Here is a 12,451-nt window from a genome sequence, read left to right as displayed (position 1 = left end):
CTCAGTTGGCCGTGTAGACCAGTGACCGCTCGGCCCGGGGCGGCAGGAACTGGCGATTGAAGATTTCAGAGGGTGATGGCACGCGCGTGAGTTGGTAGCCTTCGACGATGATGCCAATGGCACGCGCCATCCGGGTGTCCTTCACATCGCCAACGCCGATTTCCTTCATCTCGGGCGAGACGATCAGCTCGGTGAATGAATACTGCATCCTGCGCTTTTCAACCGCCTCGTTGATGAGGTTGTCGTAAGCCATCGTGGACTTCATGCCTAGGTTCTGGTCTTTGGCGATCTCGAGCATCGCCTTGTTCGTGGCGCGCACCAGACCAGCCACCGCTTTTGGATTTTCCCGGATCATCTTTTGCGAAACCATCAGACCATTCGAGTAGAGATCCATACCGTAATCGCCGAAGGACATCCAGTTGAAGTCTTTCTCTGGGTCCTGGCGGTTGAGCACCAGGTTGAAATAGCTGGTGATGTTGAATACCAGTGCCCCGTCGATGTCACCCTTGATCAGCATGGGCTCCTGAAGATTCGGGGCCATGTTTGACACCTTGATCTTGCTGGCGTCAAGTCCGTTTTTCTGGATGAACACCGGCAGAAGGCGCGTCGTGGGCGTGCCCTGTGCGCCGCCCAGGGTCTTACCTTCAAGATCCTTGGGCTTTGTGATGTTGGCGGACTTTTTGGTGACGATGGCAAACGGCGGACGGTTCCACATCTGGTACACCATCACCGGTGCCTCGCCGGGCTTGAGCGACGCGTTCTGGATGATGGCGTTGACGTCGCCAAAGCCGGCGTCATAAGCGCCGCCCATGATGCGCGTGACTGTAGCCCCCGAGCCTTCGCCTTGGTCGATGACGACATTAAGCCCCTCGGCCTTGTAATAGCCTTTGTCACGCGCCACGAAGAAGGCCGCATCCGAGCCTTGCGTCTTCCAGCCCAGGGTGAACCGGACCGTCGTGTCTTGTGCCTGCGCTGCACCGCAGAGCAAGAAGGTTGCGGCTAGCGTGCCTGCAAGAGTTTTAAACAATACATTGCGCATGCTGGATTCCTAGGTAGTGGGTTAAAGGGGTTGATTTCTGTGGTGGTCAGGCAGCTAACAGGTCGTTCTTGCGGTTGGCCCAGCCGGTGACACGCATCTCGATCAGAGAAAACGCCGCATAAAGCACAACGCCAAGCCCGGCAAGAATGAACAGCCCAGCGAAGACCATCGGGGTGTTGAAGTTGGAAGAGGCGGACATCATGACGTTGCCGATGCCGCGGTTGGAGGCAACAGTCTCTGCCAGCACCGTGCCGACGAAGGCATAGGTCACCGACACCTTCAGCGAGGCAAAGAAGAACGGCATGGTGCGTGGCAAGCCAACGTTCCAGAGAATGTCGAACTTATTCGCTCCAAGCGCTTTCAGCACATCCTCCATCTCCGGCTCGGTGGTCGCAAGGCCGGTGGCGATGTTGACGACGATCGGGAAGAAGCAGATCGCCAGCGAAGTCAGCACGGCCGGCACTGTGCCCGAGCCGAACCACAACACAAAGATAGGCACGACGGCGACTTTGGGAATGGATGAGAACCCGATCAACAGCGGATAGGCCGTGTCATAAGCAATGCGGGAGGAGCCAATCAGCGCGCCCAGCACGACACCAAGCAGCACGCCCAGTGCGAAGCCAATCATGGTGGTGCTCACGGTCTGGACGATGTGTGGCCACAGGATCGGCATTCGTTCCCACAGCGTCTGGAATATCTGGCTGGGTCGCGGCAGTATCAAGTCCGACATACCCGAGGCAAGACAAAAAAATTCCCAAGCGGCAAAAAACAAGATAACGAAGGCGACCGACGAGGCACGACGGCGCAATGTATGGCTGTTCATTGGTCTGTACTCCCGGTGGGGTTGGTTGCACGTGCGACCACGATCAAATCGCGCAGCTGCTGGTTGAGCTTGACAAATTCCGGCTCGAAGGTCATGGCGATGTTGCGCGGACGAGCAAAAGCCACAGGGCTATCCTCCAAAATGCGGCCAGGCCTGGCGCTCATCACGCAGATGCGGCTGGCTAAAAAGCCAGCTTCCTTGAGGTCATGTGTGACCAGCAGCACCGTCGGCTTGCGGTTCATCCACAGCGACTGCAGCACACCCCAAAGTTCCTCGCGGGTGAACTGGTCGAGCGCACCGAAAGGCTCGTCAAGCAGCAGCAGCCGCGGCTCATGGATCAGCGCACGGCAGAGGTTGGCACGCTGGAGCATGCCACCTGAAAGCTGCCATGGGAAATGCTGGTCAAAACCGCGCAGGCCCACTTGCTCCAACAGGGCATGCGCCCTGTCGCGGTACTCGGTTTTTTTCTTGTTGCGGTACTCTGACCGAAATGGCTCAACAATCTTGAGCGGAAGCATGATGTTCTTTTCGATCGTCATCCAGGGCAGCATGGTCGGGTTCTGAAAAGCCATGCCGATGCGCAGCGCTTTGGCCGCAACTTCGCGCCCCCCCACCACCACGACGCCGGATGTCGGGGCAACCAGCCCGCCAACCAGTTTGAGGATCGTCGATTTGCCACAGCCTGATGGGCCCACCAGTGCGACAAAGTCGCCATCGGCAATGCGCAGCGAAGTCGGCGACAGTGCAGGCACCGCCTTGTCACCGCGACCAAACGTCACCGCGACTTGCGAGAGCTCAACAGCCAGCTCGGGCGCCGACGGCACTGGCGCATCTGCAGCTTCAACCTGTTGCAGCGCCTCAGTAACGGTGCGGGAGTCCATGGCGGGACTGCGTCCTATCTTGATGGCTGCTTGTTCCATGTCGATGTCTGCGAAGGTGAGGCGTGTTTCAGCCACGAATAGCCCAACCCGATGTGCAGTTTTTGGGAGTGGCAAGAGGGCCCGATCGAGTCATGGTGTGATTCCTATGTCTGTGCGTTCAATCGCGTGAGCCGGTATGGCGCCGAGGTAGGCTGCGTCATGCAAGTGCCATGCCAAGACTTAGAAGCCATGACATTTTTTGTTCATCGTGCGCTCTAGGCACATTTCGGCACGCGACTTGCAATTGGTGTGGTGTCAGCCACCATGGTGCTGTGATCCGAAAGACAACATGTCCCCTCAAACCAAGCCCTTACCGACGCGGAAATCGTCGATGAATATCAACAACTGCAGGACCGTGCGATGAACGATGCCCAACACCGTTACCAAGGAGCGTTGCCATCGCACGGGCGGTTCGGCTACCGACCTATCACGCGCCGACCTCACTACCAATGGCCGGGTGGTGCACGTCTGGCCGTCTATCTGGGCTTTAACGTCGAACACTTCGCATTCGGCGAAGGGCTGGGCGCAGGGATCGGCCCAGCATCGCCACAACCAGACGTGCTGAATTACAGCTGGCGCGAATACGGCAACCGAGTGGGCGCATGGCGCTGCCTGGAGCTCTTCGATCAGCTTGGCATGCCTTGCGGCGCATTGATCAATACCGCGCTTTACGACCACTGTCCGGAGCTGGTGGAGGCCATGGTGGCGCGCGGCGATGAGCTGATCGGCCATGGGCACACCAATGCGGAGCGGCAAGGCACCATGTCCGCGGCTGCGGAACGCGAGCTGCTGGTCGCCTGCCGCCAACGCATCCGCGATGAAAGCGGTCAGCAGGTGAACGGCTGGCTGTCGCCCTGGATCTCGGAAAGCCTGCAAACGCCCGATCTGTTGGCCGAGACTGGCTATCGCTACACCCTCAATTGGTGCCATGACGACCAACCTTTGTGCATGCGCACCATCGGCGATCAGACGCTGTGGGCAGTTCCCTATCCACAAGAGCTCAATGACATTCCCATGATCGTGGGGCGCCAGCTCGACGCAAAAGACTTTGCGCAAATGATCATTGACCAATTTGACGAAATGCTGGACCAGTCACGCAGCCAACCGCTGGTGATGGGGATCGCGTTGCATCCTTACCTGATCGGCCAGCCTTATCGCTTGCGCAATCTGCGCCGTGCACTGCAACACATCGCAGCCGAGCGGGACCGCGGTAGCGTGTGGTTCACCACGCCTGGTGCCATCTGCAACCACGTCGAACAAATGCGTCAGCACCATCCAAAGGACTTCTTATGAGCGCCCCTTTCTCGATCGACGACACCGTGAACGCATGGGTGCCGCACGGCCGGTTCGTCATGGAACCCACGTCTACTGGGCCGCTCACATCCTTGACCTTCGCAGTCAAAGATGTCTATGACGTGGCAGGCCATCCCACCGGTGCCGGAAATCCCACCTGGCTTGCGACGCACGCGTCGCCCGATCGCAGCAGCCCGCTGGTCGACCAGCTTCTGTCGGCCGGTGCCCGCCTAATGGGCAAGACACTCACCGACGAGCTGGCCTATAGCCTTCACGGCGACAACCTGCATTACGGAACACCAATCAACGCGCGCGCACCGGAATGCGTGACCGGCGGCTCCTCGAGCGGATCGGCCGCCGCGGTGGCGGCCGGTCTGGTGGATTTCGCGCTCGGCACAGACACCGGCGGCTCCACTCGCGTGCCCGCCAGCTACTGCGGCCTGTGGGGACTGCGCACCAGTCATGGCCGGCTGTCCAGCATGGGGCTGGTACCGCTGCATCCAGGCTTCGACACCCCAACATGGCTGGCCCATGACGGGTCTACATTTGAGCGGGTGGGCAGGCAACTTCTGCCCAACTCGGCACACACACTGCGCCGAGCGCTGCGCCTCGACGATGCCTGGGCCCTGGCTGACCCGGTGTTCCAAATGCCATTGCAGCGCGTTCTCGATGCGTTGGCCGACGATTTCGCGGTGAGTCCGCAGCAGCTGCATGCCAGCCCGGACGTGCCGCTGGAGATGTGGCGAAATATCTATGCCACCGTCGGAGCGCATGAAGGCTGGCAAGTTCACGGCGCATGGATCACGCGCCACCAACCCACATTCAGCCCGGCCATTCAGGCGCGTTGGAAGGCAGCGTCTGAGGTCAACGACGACGCGGCCTCAGCGGCCCGTGGATTAATGGCTTCAGCGCGCCGATATGTGCGCGACCTGTTGGGCGACGACGGCGTGGCGGTGCTGCCATCGGCGGCCAGCCTTGCGCCGCGGCGCGACGCGAACCCTGCGACGGTGGACGCCGTGCGCCTGCGCACCATGGCCATCACCTGCATCGCTGGTCTGGCCGGACTGCCGCAAGTGAGTATTCCGCTCACATCGCCTGACGGCGAACCTCTGGGCGTCTCACTTCTCGGCCCGGCCGGAAGCGATCTGGCGCTGATACGCTTGGCGGTGCGGCTAAACGCCCGCTGCTGTTGAGCAGCTCCAACCTTGGCACCGAAGCTGTCATCAGCATTCTCAGCCTCGTGCTTGCGCTTGTAGCGATAGCAGGCGACTCGTATGCAAACACCTCTTTCCACGACTGCTTTCTTGGCCATCTCGCGTCTGCAAGATGGCCGGAACGCCGATGTCAGCCTCAACCCGTTTGACGGCGTCCATGATCTGGCTATCGCTGAATTTTGATCTCTTCGTGCAGAACCTCTTCCATTGGGAAAAAATCTATTTCTCACGCTTTTGGTTCTAGGGGACGATTACCCTGCAACGCAGGACAAACTAAACGGATTTCTGATTTACTCTTTTAGAAAGCTCTTCAACTGACTCTTTGCGCTCGCTATAGCGGTCCACTAGATAAGGTGCGATATCTCGGGTCAGGAGCGTGAACTTCACTAATTCCTCCATCACGTCAACCACCCTGTCGTAATACGCCGAAGGCTTCATCCGGCCATCTTCCTCAAACTCTAAGAATGCTTTGGCAACTGAGCTTTGGTTTGGAATCGTGAGCATCCGCATCCAGCGCCCTAGGATTCGCATTTGGTTCACGGCGTTGAAGGATTGCGAACCACCGCAGACTTCCATCACAGCTAAGGTTTTTCCTTGAGTCGGACGAACAGCGCCTAATGACAAAGGTATCCAGTCAATCTGACTTTTCAGGATACCCGTCATGGCTCCATGACGCTCTGGAGAGCACCAAACCATACCCTCAGACCAAGCAGCCAACTCACGTAACTCTTTTACCTTTGGATGTGTATCAGGCGCAGCATCAGGTTGAGGTAAATCCAATGGATCAAACACCTTCACCTCGGCTCCCATAGCCTCAAGCAACCTAGCTGCTTCCAACGTCAATAACTTGCTGTAAGAACGCTCACGCAAAGAACCATACAACATCAAAATTCTTGGAGGATGCTCTGACACCTGCGGAGACACTGACAACTGTTGCTGAGGTATCTTGAAGCAGGATTGATCAAGATTGGGCAATGCATCAGTGACTTTAGACACGCTCACCCTTTTCGTTGATGACGACTTCACCGTCTTCTTTGGTAAACGCACCACGCTGTGGATCCACAAGAATATCGAGCACCGCTTCCGACGGACGACACAACTTTGTGCCTATTGAAGTCACCACAATTGGACGGTTCATCAAAATGGGGTGCGCCATCATGAAGTCCAACAGTTGTTCATCAGACCATTTTTCGTTTCCCAAATCGAGCTCTTCATAAGGCGTGCCCTTTTGACGAAGCACATCCCTGACTGGAGTGGACATGTCAGAAATCAACTTCTTGAGTTGTTCTTTTGAAGGAGGTGTCTCCAAGTACAGAACCACCTCAGGTTCAATGCCTGAGTTACGAATCAGCGCCAATGTGTTGCGAGATGTGCCGCACTTAGGATTATGAAAAATTTTGACCATTTAGATTTCTCAATGACTATGACTGTGATGATGCTCAGACTTCAATAACGAATAGAGCATCAGTCCAAGGAATCCGCCAACTATCTGCGCAACCACAAAGGCAGGTACGTCAGAGGGTGCGATACCGGCAAATGTATTGGTGAACATGCGTCCGAAGGCAGCAGCTGGATTAGCAAAAGATGTACTGGCAGTGAACCAATATGCCGCTCCGATATAGCAAGCCACGATAGAAGATGCTTTGCCTTCAGGCGATCGCAAGATCACGAACAGCAAGCCACACGTAGCGACTGCCTCAGCAAACCACTGTGCTGGACCGGTTCTCACTTTCGTGGACCATTGCAGTATTTCAAGTTCAAACATTGCATGTGCCGCCCACGCGCCCAATGCAGCACCTATGAGTTGCGCAATCACATAGCCAATCAAATGATGACGTGCCAAATCTTTGCGAAACGCAAGAACCATTGATACGACGGGATTGAAGTGAGCGCCACTGATAGGCCCAAGTGTTTCAATCAATGCATAAAGAGCAAAGACGGTGGCGAGCGTGTTGGCTAAAAGAGCGATGGCTACATTCCCACCTGCCAATTGCTCGGCCATGATGCCTGAGCCGATCACCGCACACAACAAGGCGGCTGTGCCAACTAGTTCCGAAAGGTATCGTCTCCAATGGATCATTTTTTCGCCAGCTCTCTCGCTGTATTTTCCAAAGCCATCTTGTTGAGACTTGTCAAAGGTAGGCTTGTGAAGAGTTCAAGACGTCTTTTGATTTGATGCAGCGTCTGCTTGAAAGCTTCTAGTTTTTGCTCATCAGTTCCAACTGTCTCAGATGGATCTGGATATCCCCAATGAGCTGTGGCAGGCTGACCTGGCCAATAGGGACAAACTTCGCCTGCTGCGTTGTCGCAAACCGTGATCACCAAATCCATATGTGGCGCATCAGATGTTGCAAAAACGTCCCAGCTTTTGCTGGTTAAACCATCCGTTGAGATTCCCGCTTTATCAAGAGTGGCAATGGCTATTGGATTCGGTTTTTGATTGTCCTTAGGACTGCTACCAGCAGAAAAGGCTTTGAATTTTCCTTTGCCTAAATGGTTAAGCAATGCCTCAGCCAAAATGCTACGAGCCGAGTTGTGGGTACAAAGAAAAAGCACGTTCAATGGTTTTGCATCAGTCACTTTGGATTCCTCAGACTTAACAGGTTTTACAAATTTCCTCAGGACTCACCTCGCAGGCTTCCCCTTGGCAACAGTTTTGCGACAGATACGTCAGTACAGCATTCATGCGGTCGTACTGAGCTCGGTAAATCAAGTGACGGCCACTGCGCTCCTGAGAAATCAGATCGGCATGCATCAACTCTTTCAAGTGAAATGAAAGCGTGTTTGCTGGCATACCTAGCTCTTCAGCTAAGAGTGCAGGCGTCAACCCTTCACTGCCCTTCACCACTAGCGAGCGAAAGATGTGCAGACGATTGGGTTGAGCTAGCGCCGCTAATGCTCTGATGACGAATTTGTCTTCCATAGTTCAATAATATTGGAAATATATGACTATTTTATGTCAGTGATTCACTCGGCACAGACAGCACAGCCCGCATCCATATTGATTGCAGCTAAGTAAAAACTTGAAAGATGACAAACTGAATGATGAGCCACCGCACCCGATCAGTCATTCACTGTGAGTGAGGCATTCCAAATTAGCCAAGCAAGCTATGCTCAACTCAACGCAGTAAATGATCTGCGGGCAGGTCATTTGAGTGTGTACAGTTTTTAAGTGCATTGATGGTTGCTACTAAAATGCAAACGATTTGTTAGACCTGTTTACCCAAAGGGGCACCAGCATGGATCTCGATCAAGCAATTGGTTTGCGTAACCAGCTAAGAACTCACAAGGTCATCATGGCCTATAACGGCGCAGTTTCTGATGATCTGATGTTGACATTGGCTGATTTGCTAAAGAGCCGAATGTTGGCTCAAGATGATCCAAAACGCTCTAAAACTATTTTTTCGGTTTTCATGGAGGGTGTGCAAAACTTGATTTGGCATGGTGGGGACGATTCAGACACATCGGGCATGATCTTGATCACCCAAGAAGAGGGTCAGGTCACCATCATGTGCAGCAATCGGATCGCTCAAAAGGACACCTTTGAACTAAGAGAGCGACTCAGTCAAATCGAAAACGCCGACAAAGAAACCATCCGCCAACTTTATCGCGAAGGCATGTCCAGCTCGAACGAACATGAGGGGCCTGGAGCCGGTTTAGGGCTGTTAGAAATTGCTCGACGATCCAGCCAACCCATCAGTTACGCCTTTGTTGATGTCGACAAACATACCGTTGATTTCATCTTGGCCGCGACCATTTAAGGACAAAAATGTTGCTGAACATTGCCGCCACCGACCGTACGCCTGAGATTATTTTGACTTCGCAGCCTGCCAAGTTAAGCATCAAAGGAGAGTCCTACCCTGAAGACGTTTCGGCTTTTTATGGACAAGTCATTCAAGCTGTTAACAGCTTGGTTGAATCGCCAATAGGCAATTTGGACGTTGAGATCCAACTCATCTACATCAACAGTTCCAGCATCAAAGCAATATTCAGAATCTTTGAAGGCTTCGATGAGTATCGAAAAAAGGGCCAGAATGTTTCCATTCAGTGGTCGGCAGATGAGGACGATGACATCATGCAAGAACTGGGTGAGGATTTCATCGACCGCTTCCCAAATTTAACCATCAACACGCATTCCGCTTGAACAAAGATACTTTTGATTTATATGACCGAGAAAAGGCTCTGATTTCAGAGGGGTCAGCCGTTCTTGAGTCTCAGGACTTAAAAACACTCAAACCTTTCGCCCAAAGGCTGTTTGAGGGTTTTGTGAGTTTGTTCAATGAAAATCAAAATTTGCTGAGGCACTCTGACCGTCAAGAGCAGCGGCTGGTCAAATTGAACCAGAACCTAAAGGCCCAAACCCAGGAGCTAGAACTTAAAAGGCAGACACAAGAATTGCTCTCGCAACAATTGGCAAAGTATTTGCCACCTCAAATCATGTCGGCTTTGTTGTCAGGGACCTACCAGTCAAAGGTAGCCACACAACGAAAAAAACTCACCGTTTTTTTCAGTGATATTCGCGACTTCACGGCTACGTCAGATCTGCTTCAACCCGAAGCATTAACCGAGTATTTGAATGAGTACTTCTCGGAAATGACCGAGATTGCGATGGCCCATGGCGCAACCATTGATAAATACATTGGCGATGCAATGATGGTCTTTTTTGGTGACCCCGAAAGTAAAGGCCATCAGGCAGACGCTCAAGCCTGTGTTTTGATGGCCATGGCAATGCAAGCGCGAATGAAAGACCTTGCAGTCAGATGGAAAAACAAGGGTTTTGAAAACCCCTTTGTGATTCGAATTGGCATCAACACGGGTTATTGCAATGTCGGTAACTTTGGCAGTGACCAGCGGCTTAGCTACACCATCATCGGCGGCGAGGTCAATTTGACCCAGCGCTTGGAAGCCCATTCAGATCCAGGCGGTATTTTGATGAGCTATGAGACCTATTGCTACGTACAAGATTTAGTTGAAGTGGAAGAGCGCCAGCCCGTAAAAATGAAGGGCATTGCTCGTGATGTGAAAACCTTCGCGGTATTGGGCCTCAAGCCGAGACAGACTCATAAAACCGTCGCCTTGAGCCACCAGGCTGGGGTCAACATTGATCTTGATTTGTCCATCATGACAGCTTCTGAACGCCAACAATTGGCACAACAACTGCGTGCTGTAGCCAATCAAATTTCGTAAAAATTGCCCGCCATCTCCCAAGGAATGAATGCATGATTAATTTAGCAAACTCTTCGGTGATGGTCTCTGGGGCCTTCTTTGCATCAGCGGTTGCAACACTCAAAGAGTTCAACCACTTGGGTGAGACAGTTTTGGCAAAGCACAACATTGACTCGATCGACAGATCGGGTTTTTACCCAAATCAGCTCCGAGTGGACTTATTTCAAGCCGTTTACGAACGTTTTGGTGAAGCTGGATTGACTTGGGTTGGATGGGAATCGCCTAGGCAATTTTTTTCGATCGAAGATATGCACAAATCTCCGGTTTGGCTTCGACTAAGCGCGATCAAGTTCGATGACACGCTGCTAACCAGTCCTCTTGAACTGGACCAATTTTTTCAAACCTATTTAGAAGCTTTTTGTGAAGGGTTGAGCAAGATTCTGTCAGCATCCACTTTGAACGCCGATTACCCTGTAGGGACCTTTACGCTGCGACATCCATCGGGTTTGCCACTTCACTACCTTTTGCAAGTTAACACTAAATTGCCCAAGAGCTATGCTATGTGGAGCCTGGGCGTCAATCAATTTAACTTACGCACGTATTTGCCAGAAGGCTGGGATTTTCAAATAGCCATCAACAAAGATCTAACCCAAGAGTTGGATTCTCACTCTGAGTATTTCTATGACTTGGTCATCAAGCCCATGGCCGCTGACCAAAATCAGGCGTTCTGCACGCTGACGGACCGACTTGAATGCCGAGAAGCCCTACTTAAAGCCGCTTTAGACCAAACTTTCAAACAAGAACAGGCTCTGAAACGGGTCCATGAAAAAACCATGGAGTCCATTCGTTATGCGGCAGCAGTTCAGCTGAATCAATTGCCTAAAGTGAGCCCTAAGCATGGATTCAAAGACTTTGCGGTTCTATGGGAGCCCAAGGACACCATCGGAGGCGACACGTGGTGGTTGTCTTCCGAAGATTCGTCTGGGCCAGTGACATTAGCAGTTATAGATTGCACTGGACACGGTGTGCCAGGGGCTATGACCGCCATGCTGGTGAGCAACACCTTGACCCGATTGTTTGCAGAAAATCCGTTTTGCTCGTTAGAGGCTGCAGCCGCTGGCATAGGCCAGGCCTTAGCTCAGTCCTTTGGCAGTTTCGATAAAAACAGCGATGTTGCCAACGGCTGCGATTTGGTTTTGATTCAACAAGTGCCCCAATCTCGTCAATTGAAGTTGGGACTTGCAGGTATCGATGTCATGCATTATCGGAGCGCCCAAAAGGCGCTCGATTGGGTAGAGTCTCCCCGCAACGGCATTTCAGCCAAGCCTAGCGCAGACCTTCCAATGGCGATTCATCACATCGATTATTCTGTCGGAGACCGCTTGCTCATCACCACCGATGGGTTGACCGATCAAGTCGGAGGCGGAGAAAGACTGCGATCTTTTGGTTACGCTCGAACCAATGCAGTTTTTGAGTCGACCCAAGACAAGTCTGTTCATGAGGTTGTGGAAGATTTGTCAATGGCGATGAATATTTGGCGCGGCATACAGGACCGCAGAGACGACGTTACGGTTGTTTGTATTGACCTTTGAGTGGCATTCCTAAAACCTGAAGACTGAGGCCTTAGATCTAGGAAAAGCTCCATCCCATGCCATATGGAGATGCCTGATACATGGAAGTTGGTCTATCAATAAGTTTGCAACAGTTGGGCTACAGGGTTTGACAGAAAAAACTTTAGTGCCTCAATTAGTAAAAATCAGTCTTACATCCGCCCTAAATGGCTCGAAAATAAAAACGCCCTAGAAACCAAAAAGGTCGCTAGAGCGCATGGATATTGGGGTGGCTGATGGGGCTCGAACCTCCATAAGAGAGGGTGTCCCGAATTTTGTGTAAACGGAGCGAGTGTTAATTCGTCGGCATCCTTCCCTCAAACTGGATCGTAAATCGGTTCAGCACGGGCTTCCAGTTTTGCACCGGCATCGTCCACTTCTTGGCG

Annotated in this window: 15 protein-coding genes; 7 read left to right on the top strand and 8 right to left on the bottom strand. The window is 52.9% G+C overall.

Annotated elements, in window-relative coordinates:
* Nucleotide 1 precedes the first annotated feature (1 nt).
* Genes B9Z42_RS02915 through B9Z42_RS02905 form a run of 3 tightly spaced genes read right to left on the bottom strand, consistent with a single transcriptional unit; the run spans nucleotide 2 to nucleotide 2,818 of the window.
* Nucleotides 2-1,039, bottom strand: a complete 1,038-nt coding sequence (locus B9Z42_RS02915; protein WP_100131858.1) for an ABC transporter substrate-binding protein — start codon at nucleotides 1,037-1,039, stop codon at nucleotides 2-4.
* A gap of 46 nt (nucleotides 1,040-1,085) precedes the next feature.
* Complete coding sequence (locus tag B9Z42_RS02910) at nucleotides 1,086-1,862, bottom strand: ABC transporter permease (RefSeq protein WP_100131857.1); 777 nt, start codon at nucleotides 1,860-1,862, stop codon at nucleotides 1,086-1,088.
* On the bottom strand, nucleotides 1,859-2,818 hold the full coding sequence (locus tag B9Z42_RS02905; protein WP_233203505.1) for an ABC transporter ATP-binding protein: 960 nt from the start codon (nucleotides 2,816-2,818) through the stop codon (nucleotides 1,859-1,861). Before B9Z42_RS02905 ends, B9Z42_RS02910 begins: the two co-directional genes overlap by 4 nt.
* Before the next feature lie 324 nt (nucleotides 2,819-3,142).
* On the opposite strand from B9Z42_RS02905, the gene B9Z42_RS02900 reads away from it, so the two are divergent.
* The 3 genes from B9Z42_RS02900 to B9Z42_RS16480 all read left to right on the top strand — a co-directional run bounded on the left by B9Z42_RS02900 (nucleotide 3,143) and on the right by B9Z42_RS16480 (nucleotide 5,472).
* Nucleotides 3,143-4,075 (top strand): polysaccharide deacetylase family protein, encoded by a 933-nt coding sequence (locus B9Z42_RS02900; protein ID WP_100131856.1) that lies wholly within the window; start codon nucleotides 3,143-3,145, stop codon nucleotides 4,073-4,075.
* The gene (locus B9Z42_RS02895; protein ID WP_100131855.1) at nucleotides 4,072-5,268 is read left to right on the top strand and encodes an amidase; all 1,197 of its coding nucleotides are present in this window, start codon (nucleotides 4,072-4,074) and stop codon (nucleotides 5,266-5,268) included. The genes B9Z42_RS02900 and B9Z42_RS02895 overlap by 4 nt, the downstream gene beginning before the upstream one ends.
* Before the next feature lie 81 nt (nucleotides 5,269-5,349).
* Nucleotides 5,350-5,472 (top strand): hypothetical protein, encoded by a 123-nt coding sequence (locus B9Z42_RS16480; protein ID WP_255407978.1) that lies wholly within the window; start codon nucleotides 5,350-5,352, stop codon nucleotides 5,470-5,472.
* Between the two features lie 90 nt (nucleotides 5,473-5,562).
* On the opposite strand, the gene arsH is transcribed toward B9Z42_RS16480, so the two are convergent.
* The 5 genes from arsH to B9Z42_RS02870 are packed head-to-tail and all read right to left on the bottom strand — an operon-like array spanning nucleotide 5,563 to nucleotide 8,212.
* Nucleotides 5,563-6,285: an arsenical resistance protein ArsH gene (gene arsH / locus B9Z42_RS02890; RefSeq protein WP_100132261.1), complete on the bottom strand. Its 723-nt coding sequence runs from the start codon at nucleotides 6,283-6,285 to the stop codon at nucleotides 5,563-5,565.
* Nucleotides 6,278-6,694, bottom strand: coding sequence for an arsenate reductase (glutaredoxin) (gene arsC, locus B9Z42_RS02885; RefSeq protein WP_100131854.1), 417 nt, complete (start codon nucleotides 6,692-6,694; stop codon nucleotides 6,278-6,280). The genes arsH and arsC overlap by 8 nt, the downstream gene beginning before the upstream one ends.
* A gap of 9 nt (nucleotides 6,695-6,703) precedes the next feature.
* Complete coding sequence (locus B9Z42_RS02880) at nucleotides 6,704-7,369, bottom strand: MIP/aquaporin family protein (RefSeq protein WP_100131853.1); 666 nt, start codon at nucleotides 7,367-7,369, stop codon at nucleotides 6,704-6,706.
* A complete protein-coding gene (locus tag B9Z42_RS02875; RefSeq protein ID WP_100131852.1) occupies nucleotides 7,366-7,869 on the bottom strand; it encodes an arsenate reductase ArsC in 504 nt (167 codons plus the stop codon). The genes B9Z42_RS02880 and B9Z42_RS02875 overlap by 4 nt, the downstream gene beginning before the upstream one ends.
* A 16-nt stretch (nucleotides 7,870-7,885) precedes the next feature.
* On the bottom strand, nucleotides 7,886-8,212 hold the full coding sequence (locus B9Z42_RS02870; protein ID WP_100131851.1) for a helix-turn-helix transcriptional regulator: 327 nt from the start codon (nucleotides 8,210-8,212) through the stop codon (nucleotides 7,886-7,888).
* Between the two features lie 316 nt (nucleotides 8,213-8,528).
* Here B9Z42_RS02870 and B9Z42_RS02865 point away from each other — a divergent pair, with 316 nt between their 5' ends.
* The 4 genes from B9Z42_RS02865 to B9Z42_RS02850 are packed head-to-tail and all read left to right on the top strand — an operon-like array spanning nucleotide 8,529 to nucleotide 12,047.
* Nucleotides 8,529-9,050, top strand: a complete 522-nt coding sequence (locus tag B9Z42_RS02865) for a SiaB family protein kinase (RefSeq protein ID WP_100131850.1) — start codon at nucleotides 8,529-8,531, stop codon at nucleotides 9,048-9,050.
* Between the two features lie 8 nt (nucleotides 9,051-9,058).
* Nucleotides 9,059-9,433 carry a DUF1987 domain-containing protein gene (locus B9Z42_RS02860; RefSeq protein WP_100131849.1) on the top strand — a complete coding sequence of 125 codons (375 nt, stop codon included), beginning with the start codon at nucleotides 9,059-9,061 and terminating at the stop codon, nucleotides 9,431-9,433.
* Nucleotides 9,430-10,476, top strand: a complete 1,047-nt coding sequence (locus B9Z42_RS02855; RefSeq protein ID WP_199171969.1) for an adenylate/guanylate cyclase domain-containing protein — start codon at nucleotides 9,430-9,432, stop codon at nucleotides 10,474-10,476. Before B9Z42_RS02860 ends, B9Z42_RS02855 begins: the two co-directional genes overlap by 4 nt.
* A gap of 32 nt (nucleotides 10,477-10,508) precedes the next feature.
* A complete protein-coding gene (locus tag B9Z42_RS02850; protein WP_100131848.1) occupies nucleotides 10,509-12,047 on the top strand; it encodes a PP2C family protein-serine/threonine phosphatase in 1,539 nt (512 codons plus the stop codon).
* Nucleotides 12,048-12,451: the final 404 nt, after the last annotated feature.

Origin of the sequence: Limnohabitans sp. B9-3 (assembly GCF_002778325.1) — a bacterium.
GTDB lineage: Bacteria > Pseudomonadota > Gammaproteobacteria > Burkholderiales > Burkholderiaceae_C > Limnohabitans > Limnohabitans kasalickyi.
This window is presented reverse-complemented; position numbering and strand designations above follow the sequence as displayed.

Excerpts from the sequence above, each read along its gene's own strand:
- B9Z42_RS02915 (WP_100131858.1), bottom strand. The coding sequence starts at position 1,039 with ATGCGCAATGTATTGTTTAAAACTCTTGCAGGCACGCTAGCCGCAACC.
- B9Z42_RS02910 (WP_100131857.1), bottom strand. The coding sequence starts at position 1,862 with ATGAACAGCCATACATTGCGCCGTCGTGCCTCGTCGGTCGCCTTCGTT.
- B9Z42_RS02900 (WP_100131856.1), top strand. The coding sequence starts at position 3,143 with ATGAACGATGCCCAACACCGTTACCAAGGAGCGTTGCCATCGCACGGG.
- B9Z42_RS02895 (WP_100131855.1), top strand. The coding sequence starts at position 4,072 with ATGAGCGCCCCTTTCTCGATCGACGACACCGTGAACGCATGGGTGCCG.
- B9Z42_RS16480 (WP_255407978.1), top strand. The coding sequence starts at position 5,350 with ATGCAAACACCTCTTTCCACGACTGCTTTCTTGGCCATCTCGCGTCTG.
- arsC (WP_100131854.1), bottom strand. The coding sequence starts at position 6,694 with ATGGTCAAAATTTTTCATAATCCTAAGTGCGGCACATCTCGCAACACA.
- B9Z42_RS02880 (WP_100131853.1), bottom strand. The coding sequence starts at position 7,369 with ATGATCCATTGGAGACGATACCTTTCGGAACTAGTTGGCACAGCCGCC.
- B9Z42_RS02870 (WP_100131851.1), bottom strand. The coding sequence starts at position 8,212 with ATGGAAGACAAATTCGTCATCAGAGCATTAGCGGCGCTAGCTCAACCC.
- B9Z42_RS02865 (WP_100131850.1), top strand. The coding sequence starts at position 8,529 with ATGGATCTCGATCAAGCAATTGGTTTGCGTAACCAGCTAAGAACTCAC.
- B9Z42_RS02860 (WP_100131849.1), top strand. The coding sequence starts at position 9,059 with ATGTTGCTGAACATTGCCGCCACCGACCGTACGCCTGAGATTATTTTG.
- B9Z42_RS02850 (WP_100131848.1), top strand. The coding sequence starts at position 10,509 with ATGATTAATTTAGCAAACTCTTCGGTGATGGTCTCTGGGGCCTTCTTT.